Source organism: Mycobacterium rhizamassiliense (assembly GCF_900157375.1).
GTDB lineage: Bacteria > Actinomycetota > Actinomycetes > Mycobacteriales > Mycobacteriaceae > Mycobacterium > Mycobacterium rhizamassiliense.
Map to the genome: position 1 here is coordinate 1,922,417 of NZ_LT721901.1, position 20,643 is coordinate 1,943,059.

Consider the following 20,643-nt stretch of genomic DNA (forward strand, 5'->3'; position numbering starts at 1 on the left):
TCCGCGACACCACAAAGGAAGGACAGACCATGAGTCTGCTCACCATCACCAAACTCAGCGACTCCGTCGGCGCCGAGGTCACCGGCCTGGATCCCGCGCACCTGGCCGCCGACGACCCGGTGGGCCAGACCATCCTGGATGCGTTGGAGGACAACGGCGTTCTGGTCTTTCGTGGACTGCACCTGGACCCCGAGACCCAGGTGGCGTTCTGCCACCGGCTCGGCGACATCGACTACTCCTCGGACGGTCACCACCCGGTCGCCGGCATCTACCCGGTGACGCTGGACAAGTCGAAGAACTCCTCGGCGGCCTACCTGAAGGGGACCTTCGACTGGCACATCGACGGCTGCACGCCCACCGGCGACGACTATCCGCAAAAGGCCACCATTCTGTCCGCCAAGCAGGTCGCCGAGCGGGGCGGCGAAACGGAATTCGCCTCTTCGTACGGCGCCTACGACGTGTTGACCGACGAGGAGAAAGAGCGGTTCGGTGCGCTGCGCGTCGTCCACTCGCTGGAGGCCTCGCAGCGGCGCATCACCCCCGACCCCAGCCCAGAGCTGTTGGCGCGGTGGCGGTCCCGGCGCACCCACGAGCACCCGTTGGTGTGGACGCATCGCAGCGGCCGCAAGTCGCTGGTGCTTGGCACGTCGGCCGACTACGTGGTGGGCATGGACCTCGACGAAGGCCGCGCCCTGTTGGCCGAGTTGCTGGACCGCGCCACCGTGCGTGACAAGGTGTACAGCCACAACTGGTCGGTCGGCGACACCGTCATCTGGGACAACCGCGGCGTGCTGCACCGCGCCGCGCCCTATGATCCCGACTCGCAGCGGGAAATGCTGCGCACCACCGTCCTTGGTGACGAGCCGATCCAATAGACCCACACGTGACCAACCAACACCCCCTCCGGCTGACGCCGCTGCCCGCCGACGAATGGGACGACCGCACCCGCGCGGCGCTGGCCTCGCTCATCCCCGCCGAGCGGGCCAATCCCGTTGGCGCCGGCAATATTCTGGCCACCCTGGTGCGCCACCCGGAGCTCACCCGGGTCTATCTGCCGTTCAACGCCTACCTGCTGCGCGGCTCAAGCCTGTCACCCCGCATCCGTGAGGTGGCGCTGCTGCGCGTCGTCCTGCGGCGGGACTGCGAATACCTGTGGTCGCACCACCTGCCGATCGCGCACCGGGAGGGGTTGACCGACCAGGACATCGACGCCATCCGGGACGGGAAGCTCGCCGACGAGACCGATCAGGCGGTGCTGCTGGCCACCGACGACCTCGTCGACCGCGGCACCATCTCGACGCCGGTATGGGACGAGTTGGGCCGCCATTTCGACGACAGCCAGCGCATGGACCTGGTGTTCACCATCGGCGGCTACGCGCTGCTCGCCATGGCGGTCAACACGTTCGGCATCGAAGAAGAGAAGTCGTGACCCAGACCGCCACCGACACCGAGCTGTTCTTATCGACCACCCGCGCGTTCCTGGACCGGCACGCGACACTGGCCCAGCAGCGGACGCTGCACGCCGAGGACCGCACCGTCGACGCGGCCTTTTGGCGGCAGGCCGCCGAGCTGGGCTGGACCGGCCTGCTGGTGCCCGAGGACCTCGGTGGCGGAAGCGTTTCCGGCAGTGGCCTGCACGACGTGGCGGCTGTCGCCGAGCAGATCGGGCACACGATTGCGCCCGGGCCGTTGCAGCCGGTGAGCACCGTGCTGGCGGGGCTCGTCGACGCGGGCAATCGCCTCGAGCACGCGGACACCATCGACGCGCTCGTCGCCGGCGAGAAGGTGGCGACGTGGGCGGTCGACGAACCGGGCCGGCCGTTCGATCCGCAGCGGACCACGCTCACCGCGACCGCCACCTCAGGCGGCTACGTCCTCGACGGTGTCAAGGACCGGGTGGAGGCGGGCGCGCAGGCGGACCTGGCCCTGGTCACCGCCCGCGCGAGCGATGGCCTGCGCCAATTCCTGGTGCCCACCGACGCCGGCGGCGTGACGGTGCACCCGCAGCGCTCCCTGGACCTGGTGAAGCGTTACGGCAGAATCGAATTCGCGAGTGTCGCCGTCGACGCGTCCGCGGCCGTCGGCTCGGCAGTGCAAACCCCCGCGCTGGTCGAGCGCCAGAGCCACGTTGCGATGCTGCTGCAGTGCGCCGAGACCGTCGGGATGCTCGACGCCGTGCTGAGCATGACGATCGACTGGGCCCGCGACCGCTACAGCTTCGGCCGCCCGTTGGGTTCCTACCAGGCGATCAAGCACCGTCTCGCCGATATGACGATGTGGCTGCACGCCTGCCGCGGTGCCACCGCCCGCGCGGTCGACCAGGTGGCGGCCCGCGCTGACGACGCGGGCCTGTGGGTCAGCGCGGCCAAGTCCTACCTCGGCGAGCACGCCGGGCCGATGGTGCAGGACTGTGTGCAGCTGCACGGCGGCATCGGTGTCACGTGGGAGCACGACCTGCATCTCTTCCTGCGGCGAATCACCCTGTACCGCAACCTGTTCGGCACGCCCAGCGAACACCACCAGGCTATTTACCGGCATGTCAGGAGCGGGGGACCGGCCGCATGACCGAGACCGTAGAGGCCTTCGCCACCCGGGCCCGGGCCTGGCTGGCCGACAACATGCCCCGGCTCGATCCCGGCATTCCACCCCGGGCCGGGCGCGACGACGACGGCGCGTGGCAGCGCGCCCGCGAACTGCAGCAACTTCTGCATGCCGGCGGGTTCGCCGGGATCTGTTTCCCGCGCGAATACGGCGGGCTCGGCCTCGACGTCGACTACCAAAAGGCCTTCGACGCCGAGACCGACGGCTACGAGATGCCGCTGATCCTCAACGTGCCGACCTTCACCATCTGCTGTGCGACGCTGCTCGACATCGGCACCGAAGAGCAGAAGCGCCAGCACATTTCGGCGGCATTGCGCGGCGAAGAGGTATTGGTCCAGCTGCTCTCCGAGCCGGGCGGCGGATCGGATTTGGCCGGCCTGATCACCCGCGCCGAACACGACGGCGACGGGTGGGTCATCAACGGCGCCAAGACCTGGAGCACCAGTGCGTTCGCCGCCGACTACGGGCTGCTGCTGGCCCGCACCGATCCTACCGTGCCCAAGCACGACGGCCTGACGATGTTCCTGATGCCGATCCACGCACCCGGGGTGACGCTGCGGCGCATCGAACAGGTCGACGGCTCCAACGAATTCTGCGAGGAGTTCTTCGACGGCCTGCGCCTCGACGACTCCGCGGTGGTCGGGGAGGTCAACAAGGGCTGGGAGGCCGCGGGCCGCCTGCTGTTTCACGAACGCCGCGCGGTCGGGCAGGGCTCGGAGTTCGCCAGCGGCCGCGGCCGGGAGCGCGCCGAGGACACGTATTCCGACTTATTCGCGCTGGCCGAGGCGGTGGGTGCGGCCGAGGACCCCTTGGCGCAGGACAAGATTGGCCGGGTGCTGGCCCGCCGGATGGTCCGCGACGGGCTCGTCGAACACGTCTCGGGCGCGATGCGCGACGGGACGCTGCCCCCGGCCGCCGGCTCGATCATCCGCCTGTTCCATTCCGACGTGACCTTCCTGCAGGTCGACACCGCGGTAGACATCGTCGGCGCGCTCGGCGTGGTGGACGACGACCACGAGCTGCTGAAGGTCGGGGAGCGCTACCTGTCCCGCCAGACCGTCGCGCTGGGCGGCGGCAGCGACGAGATGGCCCGCAACGTCATCGGCGAGCGGGTGCTCGGGCTGCCCCGCGAATACGCCGCGGATCGCGGGGTGCCGTTCAACCAGGTGCGGCACAACAAGACCCGGTAGACGCTACTTCCAGTAGGGACTCTTGACCGCCTCGAGGGCCTCGGTGACATAGCGATCGAGCGGCTGGCGGTGGGTCGCCTGCCGCACCCACTGCTGGAACGCGAAATCGGCCGCGCCAAAGGCGAGTTGGATCAGCAGCCCCGGCCGCATGTCGGAGTCGGGATCGGCGCCCATGCGTTCGGCGATGAGCTTCACCGCGCGCTCCTTGTCGACGGGCGTGTGGATCGTTGCCTTGTCCAGCAGGCCGGGCGCGATCAGCAGGGCCGCGCGCCACTCCTCGCAGTCGGCGCGGTCGAAGGACCGGGTCCTGGTGATGATGGCGTTGATCAGCGCGACGTCGGGCGGCTCGGACGCGGGACGCTTTTCCAGCAGGTTGACGATCGCCGCACCGCCATGACGCACGGGCGCCAGCAGCAGCTCCTCCTTGGTCGGCACGTGCCGGAAGAAGGTGCGCGGGGAAACGCCCGCGGCGGTCGCGATTTCCTCGGTGGTGACGGCGTCGTACCCGCGTTCGACGAACAGCCGGAAGGCGGCACGCCGGATGTCGGCGCGGATCTGTGCGCGCTGTCGATCGCGGAGCGATTCGCCGTCGGCGGTCACCGGAAGCTGCCGATCCCGCCGTCGACGTGAATGGTCTGGCCGGTGATGAACGTCGCGTCGCTGCCGAGCAGGAACGCCACCAACGCGCCCACGTCGGTGTGGACGTCGCCGATGCGCTTCATCGGCACCCGTCCGACCGCCTTCTCGTATTCCTTGGGCGCGAACGACTTCCAGAACTTGACGCCGTCGGATTCGGCGAAGGGGCAGATGACATTCACCCGGATGTTGTCGCGCCCCCATTCCAGGGCGGCGACCTTGGACAGCCCGCGGATACCCTCCTTGGCGGTGGCATAGCCGCCCCACTTGGGTTCGCCGCCGGTGCCCGTCCCGGAGCCGAGGTTGACGATCGACCCGCCGCCGGCCTTGACCATCAGCGGGTGCACGGCCTGCATGAGCAGGAAGGTCGCGCGGGGGCCCACGTCGTGGCCGAGCGCGAAGTCCTCGAGGGTGATGTTCACGAATGACTTGGGCTCGTTGGTGGCGATGGCGTTGTTCACCAGGCCGTGTACCGCGCCGAAGGCGTCGACGGCCGCGGCCGCGATCCGCTGCCCGCTCTCCGGGTCGCGCAGGTCGGCGACCAGGCTTTCGGCCGGCCCCAGCGCCTTCAGCTCGCCGGTCGTGTCGGCCAGCTTCTCGTCCTGGATGTCGGTCAGCAACACCGAGGCGCCCCGCTCGAGTAGCGCGGCGGCGACGCCCTTTCCCACGCCCTGGGCGGCGCCAGTGACGATCGCGACGTGGCCGCTCATCGAATTGGGGTGCGAATACGTCACTTAACGGGTCCCATCTGCAGCCGCACGCCGCGGTGCATCTCGTAGGTGCTGCGCGCACCGTCGGGCAGTTCGATGAACTCGACGGCGGTGCCATCGGGGTCCTTCACGAAAAACATGCGGACACCGCCGATTTCGAAGGGCTCCTGTTCGGGTGTGTAGCCCGCGGCGACGATGCGGCGGTGGCTGTCGTCGAGGTCGGTCACCGACAACGACACGTTGTGGATCCCGGTGAGGGCGGGACGCGTCGCACTGCCGGTAGAGGGCCTGGCGCCCAGGGACAGCAGCTCGACCATCAGACCGCCCAGCAATCCGCCGACCACGCGGCCCTCCTGCTTACGGGTCGCGTGCAGCACCGCGTCGAAAGGCTCACCGGAGATGAGGCTTTCGAACACGATCTCCATGCCCAGCACGTCGCGGTAGAACTCCAGCGCGCGGTCCATGTCGGTGACCCCGACGACGAGATGGCAGAACGAGACGTCGTCGAGGACACTCGGTTTGGTCATGGTGTCTGCGTCGTCAGGTTCGGCGCCGGGCGACCGGCGAGCAGCGGCAGGTCCAGGTAGGTCTTGATGCCCGGGCCGGCGGCGCAGACGTCGGGGATGGCGTTGATGCAGTGGTTGGCGGTGACCACGACGCCGGGATTCTTGATCAGGCCCTCGGCGATCGTCTCCGGCTGCAGGCCCTTGAACGTCAGACGCACGTCGGGGTCGCCGGTGATCTCGACCTCGAAGCGTTCGCCGATACCCTCGAAATTCCATGGCGGGTCCAGGTTTTCCTCGCCCATCAGCCAGTTGACCGCAGCGGTGATCACCGGCTCGCCATCGACCAGGGCCTGCCAGCGAAACCGGCGCGCGGCCACTGTGCCTGTCGTGATCGGGAACGGCTCGTAGTCGATATCGGCCGTCGCGACCGCGACGTCCTGGATGGTCCTGATGTTGGGATCGATGCGAAAGCCCATGTGGTCGGCGATCATTCGTACCGATTGCTTGAAGCCAGCCTCGAGCAGGCTGGCCATCGGGCCCTGCATTGCTTCCTCGGGCGTACCGCCGAACCCCATGATGTGGCGCACCACGTCCGGGGCGTTGTAGGTGCGGATGTCGGAGAACTCCTCGGCGCGAATGTGGGTGACCGCCGACGAGAGCGACGACAGCATCAGCGGGAAGCGCTCCGTGATGCCGCCGGGGTGGATGCCCGAACCGTGCAGCGTGACGCTGCTCTCGGTCGCGGCGTCGGCGACGGCCTGATGCCTGGCGTTGCCCGGATCGGGGTACACCCAACCCACCGGGGTGACGACGTTCTTGCCGGACCGCAGGATCGCGATGACCTCGTCGTCGTTGGGAATCAGCGGGCTGTACATCACGCAGTCGGCATCCAGCGCGAGGATCTCGTCGATGCTCGACGTGGCGGCGACGCCGAGGTCGCCCTTGCCGATGATCTTGCCGACGTCGAGGCCGTTCTTGTTCGCGCTGTGCACCCAGCAGCCGACCAGCTCGAGCTGCGGATGATTGAGCACGCATTCGATGGCCGCCTTGCCGACGCCCCCGGTGGCCCACTGGATGACACGAAGCTTGGACCCGCTACTCATCGATGACCTCCGGAAATCGCTCTTTACACGCCGCTGACTGGATGGCACGGTATGACCTTATGGCAGTGACTGTCAACCACCGGCACCGGCAGGAAGGTCGATAGATGGGCGTGCTCGACGGCAAGGTCGCGATCGTCACCGGAACCAGCCGCGGCGTGGGTGTCGGCATCGCCCACGAGCTGCTGCGCGCGGGCGCGACGGTCATCGGGTGCTCGCGGGCGCCGCTGGACGCCATCCCCGGCATCGAGCCGGAGTGGGCATCGCGTGCGTCGCAGTGGGTCTGCGATCAGGGGGACATCAAGTCGATCGACTCCTTCGTCGCCGACGTCGTGGCCACCCACGGCCGGCTCGACATCCTGGTGAACAACGCCGGCGGCACCGTCCCGGCCCCGCACGTGGAGAGCATTCCCGAACTCGTGCAACGCATTCAGGGCGCGCCGCCCAGCGGCGACGAATTCGAGCGCACCGCGCTGTTCCACGCGTTCGCGGTGCAGATGAATCTGATCAGCCCGATGTGGTTCGCCATCCGCGCGCACCGGCAGATGAGCACCCAGGACGGCACGGGCTGCGTCATCAACATCTCCAGCGGGGCCGGGCACCCAGCGGGATCGCCGACGCTGGTCTCCTACGGCGCGGCCAAGAGCGGGCTGAACCACCTCACCCGGTCGCTGGCCGAGGAGTGGGGGCCAGAGGTCCGGGTCAACTGCGTGGCGCTGGGCCCGACGATGACGGAGAACTTCCGGTCGTTCGTCCTACCCAAGGACGACCCGACGGGCGAAAAGTATTTCGCCGCAGTGCCATTGCGCCGCGCCGGCGAGCCGGCCGAGGTGGGCCGCGTCTGCGTGTTCCTCGCCGGCGGTGAGGCGGACTTCGTCAACGGCACGACCATCGAATGCGACGGCGGCATGCTGCCCGGCGTGCTCTACGACGCCGGCCTGAAGACGATCACCGACCTGCTGTAGGGCGTTCACGCCTTTGAGTGTGCGTTCGCGCGCAGTCAGCGTGCGTCCAGCGCAGTCAGCGTGCGTCCAGGGTGGTCAGTGTGCGTTCCCGGCGTCGAGTGTGCGTTCGCGGATTTGAGCGTGCGTCCAGGGTGACGACACGCCGAATGAACGAGCCATAGGCGCACACTCAAATCCGTGAGTGCACACTCAAATCCGCGAGTGCACACCCGACGGCAAACCGACTAAGACGACACGACGCGATCCGGGATCTCCCTGAGGTGCCACGGCCCGTCGCCGAGCAGCGCCAGCTCCTGATGGTGATGCCGCTCGATGGTGGTGCGGTGGCTGACGCTGACCACGATGCACTCCGGCAGCTCGGTGCGTAACAGGTTGTACAGCAAGAACTCCAGCGCCTCGTCGACGGCCGAGGTGGCCTCGTCGAGGAACGCCGCCTTGGGCTTGAGCGCGAGCACGCGCGCGAACGCGATGCGTTGCTGCTCGCCGGGGGAGAGCACCTTGGCCCAGTCCCGGACCTCGTCGAGGCGGGCGACGAGGTTGGGTAGCGCGACCCGGGTCAGCGCGTCCCGCAGCGTGTCGTCGTCGATGTCGCCCGCCAGCGCCGGATAGGACACCACCGCCCGCAGGTTGCCCAGCGGCACGTAGGGCAGCTGCGACAGGAACATCACCTCGTTGTCGCCATCGGGGCGGCGCAGGGTGCCCGTCGCGTAGGGCCACAGCTGCGCCAATGTCCGCAGCAGCGTGGTCTTGCCGCTGCCCGACTTCCCCGTGACGATCAGGGCCTCACCGGGCGCCAGCCGCAGGTCGAGCGGCTCGATGAGTTGCGCCCCCGCCGGGCTGCGGACCTCGACGCCGGACAGCTCGATCGCCCCGTCATCGGTGGATTCCGTTGTCAGCTCCGGCAATTCGCGTGCCTGCACGTTGGCCTCGACCAGGCCGTTGAGGCGGATGATCGCGGCGCGATAGCTGGCGAACCGGTCGTAGGCGTTGCGGAAGAACGACAGCGACGCCTCGATGCTTGCGAAGGCCTTGGCCGATTGCATCACGCCGCCGAATTTGATGGCTCCCGCGAACAGCCGGGGCGCCTGGACGATGAACGGCAACGGGTTGATCGCCTGTGACACAGTCACATTCCAGCCGAGGAAGCCGATCGTGCGCCGCACGTAGCCTCGGTAGTTGTCGATCGTCGCGTCGAACCGGGTGATCAGCTCGCCGCGCTCGGCTCGCTCGCCGCGGTAGAAGCCGACCGCCTCGGCGGCGTCGCGCAGGCGCACCAGCGCGTAGCGGAATGCGGCATTGCACATCTCGTTGCGGAAGCTGAACCGGGTCAGCGGGCGACCGATCCAGAAGGCGACGATCGTGGCGATCACGACGTGGATCAGTGCCGCCCAGAACAACGCCTTGGGTATCGCGAACCCGAGGAGGCTCACCGAGCCGGACAGCTGCCACAGGATCGCGCCGAACGACACGACCGTGACGACGGAGTCCACCGCGCCGAAGAGCAGCTTGCTGGTCGATCCATTGGACGGATGGTTGCCGGAACCACCCACGCTCGCGGTGAAGATGTCGATGTCCTGCTGGATGCGTTGGTCGGGGTTGTCGATGGCTCCGTCGATGAACCGGCTCCGGTAGTACGCGCGGCCGTCCAGCCAGTCGGCCGTCAGCCGATCGGTGAGCCAGATCCGCCAGGCGACGACGAACCGTTGCGCCAGATACAGATCCGCCATGACCCGGGCCACATGCAGCGTCGCGAGGATGCAGAAGGTCCAGATGGCCACCCAGAAGCCATGAATGCCGGAGTCGCGCACCGCGCTGTTGCCCGCGCCGGCGCCCTGGAACGCGGTCTGCAGCGCCGAGTAGAGGTCATTGCTGTAGTAGCTGAGCAACACGTTGATCCGCACCGCGATCATCACCGAAAGCAGCAGGACCCCGAACAACGCCCACACGCCGACGCTGTCCCGGCCGCGGAAGTAGGCGCCGGTGATGCGCCAGAACTGGGCCCCCCACACGGTGAACCGGACGACCGCGACTCCGAAAATGAGCAAGCAGACCGCGCTGATCGCCCAGCTCTCGACGATCCATCGCAACGACGGAAGCAGCTCGTTGCCCCAGTCGATCGACGGCGTGAATCTCTCCATGCCAGGAACCCTCTCGTGCCTGCGGCAGCCGTTGTGCGCGAAGGTACCGCCGAATCTTTCCGAACCGCGCTGAAATGGGTCTAATTGTCAGATGGAACTGATGATGCCCACCGACTCTGTCTTTCTGCTGGGCGAATCGCGCGAACACCCCATGCATGTCGGCGGCTTGCAACTGTACGAGCCTCCCGCGGGCACCGGCCGTGAATTCGTCCGGGAGTTCTACGATCAGCTTGTCGCGCAGCAGGAGCTCCAGCCGACTTTCCGCAAGCGCCCCGCCGCGTTTCTCGGTACGCTCGCGAGCCTGAGCTGGGTCTACGACAAGGACGTCGATATCGACTATCACGTCCGGCGGTCGGCGCTGCCCTCGCCGGGCCGGGTCCGCGATCTGCTGGGGCTGACCTCGCTGCTGCACAGCAGCTTGCTCGATCGGCATCGTCCGCTATGGGAGGTGCACGTCATCGAGGGGCTCAACGATGGCCGCTTCGCCGTGTACACCAAGTTGCATCACGCGCTGATCGACGGGGTCTCGGCGCTGCGGCTGATGCAGCGCGCGATGTCGACCGATCCCGACGACCTGGAGGTCCGCGCGCCCTGGAACCTGCCGAAGCGGACCCACAAGCCGCCGCAGTCGTCCCGGTGGGGGTCGTTGATGCGCGGCGTGGAATCCGTTGCGGCACTGGCCCCGTCGACGGTGTCGCTGGCGCGCGCGGCGCTGTTCGAGCAGCAGCTGACGCTGCCCTTCGGCGCGCCGCGGACCATGCTGAACGTCAAGATCGGGGGCGCCCGGCGATGTGCGGCGCAGTCCTGGTCGGTGGAACGCATCAGGAACGTCAAGCGGGCCGCGGGGGTGACCCTCAATGACGTTGTGCTGGCGATGTGTTCGGGCGCCCTGCGCTACTACCTGCTCGAGCAGGACGCGCTGCCGGAGACCCCGTTGCACGCGATGGTCCCGGTGAGCCTGCGCACGGAGGAGGAAGCCGACGCCGGCGGCAACCTCGTCGGGGCCATCCTGTGCAACCTCGCCACTGACACCGAGGACCCCGGCAAGCGGTTGGAGATCGTCAGCGAGTCGATGTACAAGAACAAGACCGTTTTTTCCCAACTGCCCCGCATCCAGGCGCTGGCGCTGTCGATGGTGAACATGAGCTCGCTGGCGTTGGCCGCGGTGCCGGGCTGGGTGAATTCCACCGCGCCGCCCTTCAACCTGATCATCTCGAATGTGCCAGGGCCGCAAGAGCAGATGTACTACGGCGGCGCCCGCCTCGACGGCAGCTACCCGCTGTCGGCGATCCTGGACGGTCAGGCGCTGAACATCACCCTGGTCAGCAACAACGGAATGCTGGACTTCGGGCTGGTCGGCTGCCGGCGCAGCGTGCCGCACCTGCAGCGGCTGCTGGCCCACCTGGAGTCCTCGCTCAAGGACCTCGAGCGCGCCGTCGGCGTCTGACGAATCGATGCCCAAGCTCAGCGCCGGTGTGTTGGTGTACCGGGCCCGCGACGGCGTCGTCGAAGTCCTCATCGCGCACCCGGGCGGCCCGTTCTGGGCGCGCAAGGACGACGGCGCCTGGTCGATCCCCAAGGGTGAGTACGACGACGGCGACGACCCGTGGGCGGCCGCCCAGCGCGAGTTCCGTGAGGAGCTCGGGATGCCGGTGCCGGACGGGCCGCGCGTGGACTTCGGCCCGCAGAAACAACCAAGCGGCAAGGTGGTCACGGCCTTCGCCGTCGGCGGCGACCTCGACGTCACCGACGCGCGCAGCAACACCTTCGAGCTGGAATGGCCGAAGGGCTCGGGCAAGGTCCGGGAGTTCCCCGAGGTCGATCGCGTCGCCTGGTTCCCGGTCGCGCAGGCACGCGCCAAGCTGCTCAAGGGGCAGCGGGCGTTCCTCGACGGACTGATGGCGCTGCCGGAGCTGGCGGGATTTACCGAGGGGGCATGAGCCGGGGCCGTTCTCTGGGCACAGGCACAATGTGGGCATGACGACCGCGCCCCCGGAGCAAGCCGAAGCCGAATCGCAAGGCCTGCTGCTGCAGCTGCTGGACCCGGCCAACCGCGCGGACCCGTATCCGCTGGCCGCGCAGTTCCGCGACCGCGGGGCGATGCTGCTGCCCGAGATGCATCTCGCCGTCTTCTCGAGCTACCGGGACTGCGACGAGATCCTGCGTCACCCGTCGTCGAGCAGCGACCGGATGAAGTCGACGGCCGCGCAGGAGCAGGTGAAGGCGCAGATCGAGGAGCTCACCAAGGACGGCGCGCCGCCGCCCGAACAGGTCCCGCCGGGGTTTTTGTTCCTCGATCCCCCCGATCACACGCGGCTGCGCAAGCTGGCCGGCAAGGCGTTCGCCCCGAAGGTGGTCAACGCTTTGCGCCCCGACATCACCGCGCTGGTCGACGGGTTACTGGACCGGATCGCCGAGAAGGGCAGCTTCGACGTCGTCGAGGATTTCGCGTATCCGCTGCCGGTGGCGGTCATCTGCCGGCTGCTCGGTGTGCCCCTCGACGACGAGCCGCAATTCAGTCACGCGTCGGGACTACTGGCCCAGGCGCTTGACCCGTTCGTCATGTTCACCGGTTCCGCCTCGGACGGTCTGCAGGAACGCCTCGATGCCGGGGCGTGGCTGCGCGGGTACCTGCACGGCCTGATCGAGCGGCGGCGCTCACGGCCCGGCGACGACCTGATGTCGGGGCTGATCGCCGTCGAGGAGTCCGGCGATCAGCTGACCGAGGAGGAGATCGTCTCGACTTGCGTGCTGCTCCTGGTCGCTGGTCACGAGACCACGGTCAACCTGATCGGCAACGCGATCCTGGCGATGCTGCGCCAGTCGTCGCAATGGTCGGCGCTGGGCGCCGACGCCAACCGGGCCTCCGCCGTCATCGAGGAGAGCCTGCGCTACGACCCGCCGGTGCAGATGCTGGTCCGAATCGCCCTGAGCGACATGTTAATTGGGGACGCCATCGTGCCCGAGGGCGATGTGATCATGCTGCTGCTGGCGGCGGCGCACCGGGACGCGGCCGAGTTTGATCGGCCCGACGTGTTCGATCCTGATCGGGAAGTGTTCCGGCACTTGGGCCTTGGGCGTGGGGCGCACTACTGCCTGGGGGCGCCGCTGGCGCGGCTGGAGGCCGGGGTGGCGCTGTCGGCGCTGACGGCACGCTTCCCGAACGCGCGCCTGGGCAGCGAGCCGCTGTACAAGCCGAACGTCACCCTGCGCGGCCTGTCGGCCCTGACCGTCGAGGTCTAGATCTTCAGATAGCCCTTGTCGGCCGGGATTTGGGCGGCGGTGATCAACGACGACGCATCGCTTGCCAGCCACACCACGATGTCGGAGATCAGGTCCGGTGCGGCCAGCGACTCGGTGGGCAGAGCGCCCGGCGAGTAGCTGAAGATGTAGTTCGGATGTTCTTGGAAGACTTGGTACATCGACAGGTCGTTGCCCATCGGGGTGTCGGTGCCGTAGGGGTGTACGGAGTTGACGCGGATGCCGTATTCGCCGAGCTCCACCGCCAGCGAGTTGGTGAGGCCGACCACCCCGAACTTGGTGGCGCAGTAGTGACCACACCCCGGGACGGCCTTGATCCCGGCCGCCGAGCTGATGTTGATGATGGACCCGCCGTTGCCGGCGGCGATCATCGACGGCACCGCGGCCTTCATCGTGTTCCACAGCCCGGTCAGGTTCGTGTCGAGGGTCTCCTGCCACTGCTCGGCCGAAATCTCCCACACCCGGCCCCAATTGAGTACACCGGCGTTGGCCACGACGATGTCCAGGCGGCCGAACTGCTCGATCGCGTTCGCCACGATCCGCTGCTGGCCGGCCAGGTCGCGCACGTCGATCTCCTCGGCCAGGATCTTGCGGCCCTCGCCCTCGACGAGATTGATGGTCTCGGCGAGGTCTTCGGGCTTTGCCGGCTCGTAGCCGTTGCTTTCGGCGACCGGCCCGCAGGCGTCGATCGCGACGATGTCGGCGCCGGCCCGGGCCAACCGGATGCAGTGCGAGCGGCCTTGTCCGCGGGCGGCTCCGGTGACGTAGGCGACCTTGCCGGCGAGGGGGGCGACGGGATCAGTCATGCCGCTAAGTGAACCACTTTGTTCAGCCGAGGCCGGGCACAATGTCGCCCAAGCTGAAAGTCAGCGGCTGTTCGAGTTGGTCGTAGGTGCACGAGCCGGGGTCGCGGTCGGGGCGCCACCGGTTGAACTGCGCGGTGTGGCGGAAACGCCGGCCCTCCATGTGGTCGTAGCGGACCTCGACCACCCGCTCGGGCCGCAGCGGGACGAACGACAGGTCCTTGCCGGCGTTCCACCGCGAGTACTCGTTCTTGCGCGGGGTGCGCTCGCCGGCCTCGTGCGCGGCCCAATTCCACGGATGGTCGTCGAATTCGGTTACCAGCGGCTGTAATTCGGTGAACAGCCGCCGACGTTCGGCCATCGGGAAGGCGCCGATCACGCCGACCGAGGCGAGCTGGCCGTCGTCCTGATACAGCCCGAGCAGCAGCGACCCGATCGCGTCGCCGCCGGACTTGTGCACGCGATACCCGGCGACCACGCAGTCGGCCGTACGCTCGTGTTTGATCTTGAACATGATCCGCTTGTCCGGCTGATAGGTGATCGTGAGCGGCTTGGCGATGACGCCGTCGAGCCCCGCGCCCTCGAATTCCTCGAACCACTGCTGCGCCGTCTGGAGGTCAGTGGTGGCCGGCGTGACATGGATGGACGGACCGGAATCCGCCAAGGCGTCGACCAGGGCGGCGCGGCGCTCGGTGAACGGCCGCCGGGTGTAGTCGTCGTCGCCGAGGGCCAGCAGGTCGAACGCGATGAACGATGCCGGGGTGTGCTCCGCGAGCATCCGCACCCGCGAGTCGGCCGGGTGGATGCGCTGTTGCAGCGCTTCGAAATCCAGGCCGTGCTCGGTGGCGACCACGATCTCGCCGTCGATCACGCAGCGCGGCGGCAGCTCGGCCCGCACCGCGGCGACCAGCTCGGGAAAGTAGCGGGTCATCGGCTTTTCGTTGCGGCTGCCCAGCTCGACCTCGTCGCCGTCCCGGAAACAGATCGACCGGAATCCGTCCCACTTCGGTTCGTACGACGCATCCGGCGGGATCGTCTTGACCGACTTGGCCAACATCGGCGAAACCGGCGGCATGACGGGTAGGTCCATAGCCCGATTGTGCTGGAATTTCAGGTATGGCTACAGCAGCGGAAGAGATCGACGTCGACGGCATCGCGGTGCGCGTCACCAATCCGGACAAGGTCTACTTCCCTGAGCTGGGGTCGCAGGGCACCAAGGGGCGACTGATCGAGTACTACCGGGCGGTCGCCGCCGGGCCGATGCTGGCGGCTTTAAGGGACCGCCCGACGCATCTACAGCGCTTCCCGGACGGCATCGACGGCGAGGAGATCTACCAGAAGCGGGTGCCGCAGCATCACCCCGACTATCTGGAAACCTGCCGCGTGACCTTTCCGTCGGGCCGCACCGCGGACGCGTTGCGGGTGACGCACCCGTCGGCGATCGTGTGGGCGGCGCAGATGGGCACCGTGACGCTGCATCCGTGGCAGGTCCGCTGCCCGGACACCGAGCACCCCGACGAGCTGCGCCTCGACCTGGATCCGCAACCCGGTACGGGTTTCGAGCAGGCGCGCACGGTCGCGGTCGACGTGCTGCGCCCCCTGCTCGACGAGCTCGGGCTGGTCGGCTATCCGAAGACGTCCGGCGGCCGCGGCATCCACGTCTTCCTGCGTATCGCCACCGACTGGGACTTCATCCAGGTGCGGCGGGCCGGCATCGCGCTGGCCCGCGAGGTGGAGCGGCGGGCACCCGACGCGGTCACCACGTCTTGGTGGAAGGAGGAGCGCGGCGAGCGCATCTTCATCGACTTCAACCAGAACGCGCGCGATCGCACCATGGCGTCGCCGTATTCGGTGCGGCGCACCCCGATCGCGACCGTGTCGACTCCGCTGACGTGGGCCGAGCTCGCCGGCGCCGAGCCCGACGACTACACGATGGCGACCGTGCCGGACCTGGTGCGGGGCCGCGACGACCCGTGGGCGGAGATGGATGAGGTGGCGCAGTCCCTCGCGCCGCTGCTGGAAATGGTCGAGGCCGACGAAGAACGTGGGCTGGGCGACATGCCGTACCCGCCGAACTACCCGAAGATGCCGGGCGAACCTAAACGGGTGCAGCCGAGCCGCGATACCGATCTGAAGAAGTGACTCGCTGCGCCTGACCTGCGGAAAATCCGTGTGAGCAGTTGCGGTTCTACGCGGTTGCGCTGATGTATTGGGGCGCGGGGCGGCCGCATGCTGGCTAGCATGAGCGAGATTGATCCACGCGCGAACGGGCCGCTGGTGGATTGGAGCGATCTTGGCGTGAGCGGGCTTTTGCCGACCGGCACGGTGACCCTGCTGTTGGCTGACGTAGAAAACTCCACCGGACTGTGGGAGACACAGCCCGAGCAGATGACTGCGGCGTTCGCCCGGCTGGATCGCGAACTGTCCGATCTGATCGTCGCTCATGGCGGGGTGCGTCCGGTGGAGCAGGGCGAGGGTGACAGCTTCGTCGTGGCGTTCGCGCGGGCCACCGACGCGGTGGCGTGTGCGCTAGGGCTGCAGCGCGCCGCGTTGGCCCCGATCAGCCTGCGGATCGGCGTGCACACGGGCGAGGTGCAGCTGCGCGACGAAGGCAATTACATCGGCGCGGCGATCAACCGCACGGCCCGCCTGCGTGATCTGGCCCACGGCGGGCAGACGGTGCTGTCGGGCGTCACCGAGGGATTGGTGGAGGACTCGCTGCCCACCGACGCGTGGCTGACCGATCTGGGCACCTACGAGTTGCGTGGTGTTGCGCGCCCGGAACACGTTGTGCAGCTTTGCCATTCGGATCTGCGCAACGATTTCCCGCCCCTGCGTACAGCGAAAAGCAGTGCTGCGCACAATCTTCCGGCGCAGTTGACCAGCTTTATCGGCCGTAAGCGCCTGATCGCCGAGGTGCGGGAGCTGTTGGCGGCCAACAGGCTGGTCACCCTGACCGGGGCGGGCGGAGTGGGCAAGACGCGCCTGTCGATAGCCGTCGCGGACCAGTTGGCGGCCGAATTCGCCGGTGGTGTCTGGTACGTGGAGCTCGCGCCGATCACCGATCCCGAGGTGGTACCGGTCGCGGTGGCGCAGGCGCTGGGACTGCCGGACCAACTCGGCCGTTCGACGATGGACATGCTGCTGAGGTTCGTCCGGGACCGGCAGCTGCTGGTGGTGTTGGACAACTGCGAGCACCTGCTGGACGCGTGCGCCGGGTTGGCCGTCGCGTTGCTTGGTGCCGCGCCGGGGCTGACCTTGCTTACGACGAGCCGTGAACAGATAGGCGTGAGCGGTGAGGCGGCCTGGCGGGTGCCGTCGCTCTCGACGGACGACGAGGCGGTCGAGCTGTTCGCCGACCGGGCCCGGTTGGCGCACACCGGCTTTAGCGTGACCGACGCGAATGCGACGGTCATCGCCGAAATCTGCCAGCGCCTCGACGGGATACCGCTGGCCATCGAACTGGCCGCGGCGCGGGCGCGGGCGTTGTCGCCGGCCGAGATCCTCGACAGCCTGCACGACCGGTTCCGGCTGCTCACCGGCGGTGCGCGCACCGCGGTGCGGCGCCAGCAGACGCTGCGCGCGTCGGTCGACTGGTCGCATGCGCTACTGACGGAGCCGGAGCGGGTGTTGTTTCGCCGGCTGGCCGTGTTCATGGGTGGCTTCGATCTCGACGGAGCGCAAAGCGTCTGTGGCGGCGGCGATGTGGAGCGCTACCAGGTGCTCGATCAGCTCACCTTGCTGGTGGACAAGTCGCTGGTGGCCGCCGACGACAGTGGGGGCCGAACGCGGTACCGGCTGCTGGAGACGGTCCGCCAATACGCGCAGGAAAAACTCGGTGAGTCCGGCGAAGCCGCCGCGGTCCGGGCGAGCCACCGCGACCACTACTCGTCGATGGCCGCGCTGCTGGACGCGCCGGCGGGCACCGACTACGAGCGCCGCCTCGGGCAGGCCGAACTCGAAATCGACAACCTGCGTGCTGCGTTCGGGTGGAGCCGCGAAAACGGCGATATCGAGCCGGCGTTGGCGCTTGCGTGTTCGCTACAGCCACTCTGGCTCGCGCGGGGCCGCATCCGGGAAGGCGTGGCCTGGTTCGACACCGCGCTGGCCGACGACAATGCCCCGCACGCCGAGATCGCGGCCGCGGTACGGGCACGGGCGCTGGCCGATGAGGCCGCACTCGGCGCCCGGTTGGGCGCCCCCGACAGCCTCGATCACGCCCAGCGGGCCCTGGCGATCGCCCGCGAGCTCGATGACCCGGCCCTGCTGGCGCGGGCCCTGACCGCGTGCGGCTCGACCGCCGCCTACAGCTCCGATGACGAGTTGGCCAAGGCGTGCTTCGCCGAGGCCACCGAGCTGGTGCGCGCGTTGGGCGATCGGTGGCGGCTGAGCCAGATTCTGTCCTGGCAGGCCGCGAGCCTGATCGTCGACCCGATAGCCGCCCGCGCACCCGCCGAAGAGGGGCGCGATCTCGCCGAGGCGATCGGCGACGGCTTCGTCGCGCGCGTGTGTCGCTGGTGCCTCGCGACGGGCCAGACGTTTCGGGGCGATCTGGCCGGCGCAGGCGCACGATTCGCCGAGCTGGCGGCCGAGGCCCGAGCCGCTCACGATGGGGTCATCGAGGCGAATACCAGCTCGATGCTGGGCCTGGTGCTGGCGTATCAGGGTGACCCGGGTGCGGCCCGGACCACCGCCGCCGCGGCCGTCGAGGTCGCCGCCGAGCTGGGGGGCAGCCCCAGCGGACTCGCCTACTGCGCGTTGGCCGCCGCGGGCTTGGCCGACGGCGACGTTGCGGCGGCCCGGCAGGCGTGCGACGCGGCCGCGCCGCACATGAGTGGCCTGGTGGCGATGGGGGTGACCCAGCGCTCGATGAGCGCGCATGTCGCCTTGGCGGACGGGGATTTGACCGCGGCCCGGCGCCTTGTCGAGGAGGCCGTGGCGACGGCGAGTGGCTACCGGCTGGTGCTGGCACTGACCGTGCGTGCGCGGGTGGCGATCGCGGCGGGCGAGCCCGATCAGGCCGAGCGCGATGCCCACGACGCGCTCGCCATCAGCGACGAAATCAAGGCCCATGGTTGTGTGCCCGACGCCCTCGATTGCCTTGCCGTTGTGGCCAGCGGCGCCGGTAACCATCGCGATGCCGCCCGCCTCTTCGGCGCGGCACACGCCATGCGGGGACGCATGGGTGCCGTCCGCTTCAAGGTCGACGACGCCCGCTGCGAAGCCCCGGCGGCTCAGCTGCGAGAGGCATTGGGCACCAAGGACTTTGACGCCGGATGGGCGGAAGGGGCGGCGCTGTCCACGGACGAGGCGATCGCCTATGCGCAGCGCGGCCGTGGCAAACGCAAGCGGCCCAGCAGTGGCTGGGCCTCGCTGACGCCCACCGAGCGCGACGTCGTGCGCCTCGTCAGCGAGGGGTTGGGCAACAACGACATCGCCACCAGGCTTTTCGTCTCGCCGCGCACCGTGCAGTCGCACCTCACCCACGTCTACACCAAGCTCGGCCTGACGTCTCGCGTCCAACTCGCGCAGGAGGCCGCCCGTCACGAGTGAGCGTCCTAGCGTGTGTGGCCCAGATCCGAATCTCGGGCGGCTATCGCTCGGTATTGCTTGGCGGCGTAGAGATCGGCGTCCGCGGCCGCCAGCAGTGCGGCGATCTCGGCGCCGTCGCCGCTCTGCGACGCGATACCGATGCTCGTGCCGGGCGTACGCAAGCGGACGTCGGTGACGAACCGCTCGGCTGCCCTCGGGGCCGGTCCCGCGCGGTCGGCGATGCACACGGCGAACTCGTCACCGCCGAGCCTCGCCACCACGGCGTTGACGGGCGCCATGGTCCGCCAGTCCTGGGCGCGGCTGACCAGATGCTGATCGCCGGCGGGGTGTCCTTCGGTGTCGTTGATCCTCTTGAAATGGTCGATATCGAGCGCGATAACGGTGATCGTGATCGCGCCAGAGCGGGCGCGCGCCAGCAGGTTGGCCGTGGCGAGCTCCCAGCCGGCCCGGTTGAGCACCCCGGTCAGCGGGTCGGTGCATGCCGCACCGACCAATGCCCGCATCACCACTCCGAACGACTCGGCGGCCCCGACGATCGCGATCGCGAAGATGAAGTAGTCGATGTACAACTTGTGGAACGGCGCGACCGCGAGGGCGAGAACAGACGCGACGGCGAGCACGACGACCAGGATCACGCCGCGACGCGGTGGGTAGAACGCGCGCAGGTACATCGCCAGGAACATCGGCGCAATCAGGCAGGCGAACTCGGCGGTGATGGCGATGTGGCAGGCCATCACGATGGGGGTGGCGGCCATCGCCGCGGCGGTCGCTGGTGCGGGTCTGTCGGGGCGGGCGGCGAGCCAGGCCAGGGCCGCCAGCCCCAGGCCGATCGCGGTGATGCCGCCGATGTGATTGCTCCGCGGCAGCCCGGGGGGAACTCGCAACACCACGCTGAACACCACGCCGTAGACGAAAAGGAATGTGGTGGCGCTCAAATAGATCCGCAGCAACCGGGTCTGTTGACCGCCGTAAAAGCCGCTTCCGGCGTCAGCGTCCAGCCGCAATCGGGATCGGCGAATGGCGCGACGACCGAACGGGCCTGCGAGGTTAAGAGCCATCCGTCAACTTCCCGGTACCACTGCCCCCGCTCGGCCAATTCTGGCATTGCGATATCGAAGGCGCGCGCCCGGGATTGTCGAGCCGTATTCTTGCGCCCGGCATTCCGCGTAGTCAGGCCGAG

General features: G+C 68.5%; 18 protein-coding genes. 10 read left to right on the forward strand and 8 right to left on the reverse strand.

Going from position 1 to position 20,643, the window contains the following annotated elements; all coding sequences use genetic code 11:
- Positions 1 to 29 precede the first annotated feature (29 nt).
- From MRAB57_RS09295 to MRAB57_RS09310, 4 genes are read left to right on the forward strand one after another with little or no spacing between them, the layout of a single operon-like run.
- Complete coding sequence (locus MRAB57_RS09295; protein ID WP_077087305.1) at positions 30 to 875, forward strand: TauD/TfdA dioxygenase family protein; 846 nt, start codon at positions 30 to 32, stop codon at positions 873 to 875.
- A gap of 8 nt (positions 876 to 883) precedes the next feature.
- On the forward strand, positions 884 to 1,429 hold the full coding sequence (locus MRAB57_RS09300; protein WP_077087306.1) for a carboxymuconolactone decarboxylase family protein: 546 nt from the start codon (positions 884 to 886) through the stop codon (positions 1,427 to 1,429).
- Positions 1,426 to 2,565 (forward strand): acyl-CoA dehydrogenase family protein, encoded by a 1,140-nt coding sequence (locus tag MRAB57_RS09305; protein ID WP_077087307.1) that lies wholly within the window; start codon positions 1,426 to 1,428, stop codon positions 2,563 to 2,565. The genes MRAB57_RS09300 and MRAB57_RS09305 overlap by 4 nt, the downstream gene beginning before the upstream one ends.
- A complete protein-coding gene (locus MRAB57_RS09310; protein WP_077087308.1) occupies positions 2,562 to 3,791 on the forward strand; it encodes an acyl-CoA dehydrogenase family protein in 1,230 nt (409 codons plus the stop codon). Before MRAB57_RS09305 ends, MRAB57_RS09310 begins: the two co-directional genes overlap by 4 nt.
- Positions 3,792 to 3,794: 3 nt before the next feature.
- Here MRAB57_RS09310 and MRAB57_RS09315 read toward each other — a convergent pair whose 3' ends face one another.
- The 4 genes from MRAB57_RS09315 to MRAB57_RS09330 are packed head-to-tail and all read right to left on the reverse strand — an operon-like array spanning position 3,795 to position 6,746.
- Positions 3,795 to 4,391: a TetR/AcrR family transcriptional regulator gene (locus tag MRAB57_RS09315; RefSeq protein WP_077087309.1), complete on the reverse strand. Its 597-nt coding sequence runs from the start codon at positions 4,389 to 4,391 to the stop codon at positions 3,795 to 3,797.
- Positions 4,388 to 5,161 carry an SDR family NAD(P)-dependent oxidoreductase gene (locus tag MRAB57_RS09320; protein ID WP_077087310.1) on the reverse strand — a complete coding sequence of 258 codons (774 nt, stop codon included), beginning with the start codon at positions 5,159 to 5,161 and terminating at the stop codon, positions 4,388 to 4,390. The genes MRAB57_RS09315 and MRAB57_RS09320 overlap by 4 nt, the downstream gene beginning before the upstream one ends.
- Entirely contained in the window at positions 5,158 to 5,664 is a 507-nt protein-coding gene (locus MRAB57_RS09325; protein WP_077087311.1) for a VOC family protein, read from the reverse strand. The genes MRAB57_RS09320 and MRAB57_RS09325 overlap by 4 nt, the downstream gene beginning before the upstream one ends.
- Entirely contained in the window at positions 5,661 to 6,746 is a 1,086-nt protein-coding gene (locus MRAB57_RS09330; RefSeq protein ID WP_077087312.1) for an NAD(P)H-dependent amine dehydrogenase family protein, read from the reverse strand. Before MRAB57_RS09330 ends, MRAB57_RS09325 begins: the two co-directional genes overlap by 4 nt.
- 104 nt (positions 6,747 to 6,850) lie before the next feature.
- On the opposite strand from MRAB57_RS09330, the gene MRAB57_RS09335 reads away from it, so the two are divergent.
- Positions 6,851 to 7,708 (forward strand): SDR family NAD(P)-dependent oxidoreductase, encoded by an 858-nt coding sequence (locus MRAB57_RS09335; RefSeq protein WP_077087313.1) that lies wholly within the window; start codon positions 6,851 to 6,853, stop codon positions 7,706 to 7,708.
- 224 nt (positions 7,709 to 7,932) lie between these two features.
- Here the strand turns inward: MRAB57_RS09335 and MRAB57_RS09340 are convergent, their stop codons facing one another.
- Positions 7,933 to 9,846, reverse strand: coding sequence for an ABC transporter ATP-binding protein/permease (locus MRAB57_RS09340; RefSeq protein ID WP_077087314.1), 1,914 nt, complete (start codon positions 9,844 to 9,846; stop codon positions 7,933 to 7,935).
- Positions 9,847 to 9,937: 91 nt separating this feature from the next.
- Between MRAB57_RS09340 and MRAB57_RS09345 the strand changes: the two genes are divergently transcribed.
- From MRAB57_RS09345 to MRAB57_RS09355, 3 genes are read left to right on the forward strand one after another with little or no spacing between them, the layout of a single operon-like run.
- Positions 9,938 to 11,293, forward strand: coding sequence for a WS/DGAT/MGAT family O-acyltransferase (locus MRAB57_RS09345; protein WP_077087315.1), 1,356 nt, complete (start codon positions 9,938 to 9,940; stop codon positions 11,291 to 11,293).
- Positions 11,294 to 11,300: 7 nt separating this feature from the next.
- Entirely contained in the window at positions 11,301 to 11,786 is a 486-nt protein-coding gene (locus tag MRAB57_RS09350; protein WP_077087316.1) for an NUDIX hydrolase, read from the forward strand.
- Between the two features lie 37 nt (positions 11,787 to 11,823).
- Positions 11,824 to 13,089: a cytochrome P450 gene (locus MRAB57_RS09355; RefSeq protein ID WP_077087317.1), complete on the forward strand. Its 1,266-nt coding sequence runs from the start codon at positions 11,824 to 11,826 to the stop codon at positions 13,087 to 13,089.
- Here MRAB57_RS09355 and MRAB57_RS09360 read toward each other — a convergent pair.
- On the reverse strand, positions 13,086 to 13,913 hold the full coding sequence (locus MRAB57_RS09360) for a mycofactocin-coupled SDR family oxidoreductase (protein WP_077087318.1): 828 nt from the start codon (positions 13,911 to 13,913) through the stop codon (positions 13,086 to 13,088). The two genes, MRAB57_RS09355 and MRAB57_RS09360, sit on opposite strands and share 4 nt — an antisense overlap.
- A gap of 22 nt (positions 13,914 to 13,935) precedes the next feature.
- Complete coding sequence (locus MRAB57_RS09365; RefSeq protein ID WP_077087319.1) at positions 13,936 to 15,000, reverse strand: ATP-dependent DNA ligase; 1,065 nt, start codon at positions 14,998 to 15,000, stop codon at positions 13,936 to 13,938.
- A gap of 26 nt (positions 15,001 to 15,026) precedes the next feature.
- On the opposite strand from MRAB57_RS09365, the gene ligD reads away from it, so the two are divergent.
- Together ligD and MRAB57_RS09375 are read left to right on the forward strand one after the other, a co-directional pair.
- Positions 15,027 to 16,052: a non-homologous end-joining DNA ligase gene (gene ligD / locus MRAB57_RS09370; protein ID WP_077087320.1), complete on the forward strand. Its 1,026-nt coding sequence runs from the start codon at positions 15,027 to 15,029 to the stop codon at positions 16,050 to 16,052.
- A 156-nt stretch (positions 16,053 to 16,208) separates the two neighbouring features.
- Entirely contained in the window at positions 16,209 to 19,463 is a 3,255-nt protein-coding gene (locus MRAB57_RS09375; protein WP_077090496.1) for a helix-turn-helix transcriptional regulator, read from the forward strand.
- Between the two features lie 5 nt (positions 19,464 to 19,468).
- Here MRAB57_RS09375 and MRAB57_RS09380 read toward each other — a convergent pair whose 3' ends face one another.
- Positions 19,469 to 20,467, reverse strand: coding sequence for a diguanylate cyclase (locus MRAB57_RS09380; RefSeq protein WP_077087321.1), 999 nt, complete (start codon positions 20,465 to 20,467; stop codon positions 19,469 to 19,471).
- Positions 20,468 to 20,643: the final 176 nt, after the last annotated feature.

What these genes read in the sequence shown, in the direction of transcription:
- MRAB57_RS09295 (WP_077087305.1), top strand. Translation starts at nt 30, where the DNA reads ATGAGTCTGCTCACCATCACCAAACTCAGCGACTCCGTCGGCGCCGAG.
- MRAB57_RS09310 (WP_077087308.1), top strand. Translation starts at nt 2,562, where the DNA reads ATGACCGAGACCGTAGAGGCCTTCGCCACCCGGGCCCGGGCCTGGCTG.
- MRAB57_RS09325 (WP_077087311.1), bottom strand. Translation starts at nt 5,664, where the DNA reads ATGACCAAACCGAGTGTCCTCGACGACGTCTCGTTCTGCCATCTCGTC.
- MRAB57_RS09330 (WP_077087312.1), bottom strand. Translation starts at nt 6,746, where the DNA reads ATGAGTAGCGGGTCCAAGCTTCGTGTCATCCAGTGGGCCACCGGGGGC.
- MRAB57_RS09335 (WP_077087313.1), top strand. Translation starts at nt 6,851, where the DNA reads ATGGGCGTGCTCGACGGCAAGGTCGCGATCGTCACCGGAACCAGCCGC.
- MRAB57_RS09340 (WP_077087314.1), bottom strand. Translation starts at nt 9,846, where the DNA reads ATGGAGAGATTCACGCCGTCGATCGACTGGGGCAACGAGCTGCTTCCG.
- MRAB57_RS09345 (WP_077087315.1), top strand. Translation starts at nt 9,938, where the DNA reads ATGGAACTGATGATGCCCACCGACTCTGTCTTTCTGCTGGGCGAATCG.
- MRAB57_RS09350 (WP_077087316.1), top strand. Translation starts at nt 11,301, where the DNA reads ATGCCCAAGCTCAGCGCCGGTGTGTTGGTGTACCGGGCCCGCGACGGC.
- MRAB57_RS09355 (WP_077087317.1), top strand. Translation starts at nt 11,824, where the DNA reads ATGACGACCGCGCCCCCGGAGCAAGCCGAAGCCGAATCGCAAGGCCTG.
- MRAB57_RS09360 (WP_077087318.1), bottom strand. Translation starts at nt 13,913, where the DNA reads ATGACTGATCCCGTCGCCCCCCTCGCCGGCAAGGTCGCCTACGTCACC.
- MRAB57_RS09365 (WP_077087319.1), bottom strand. Translation starts at nt 15,000, where the DNA reads ATGGACCTACCCGTCATGCCGCCGGTTTCGCCGATGTTGGCCAAGTCG.
- ligD (WP_077087320.1), top strand. Translation starts at nt 15,027, where the DNA reads ATGGCTACAGCAGCGGAAGAGATCGACGTCGACGGCATCGCGGTGCGC.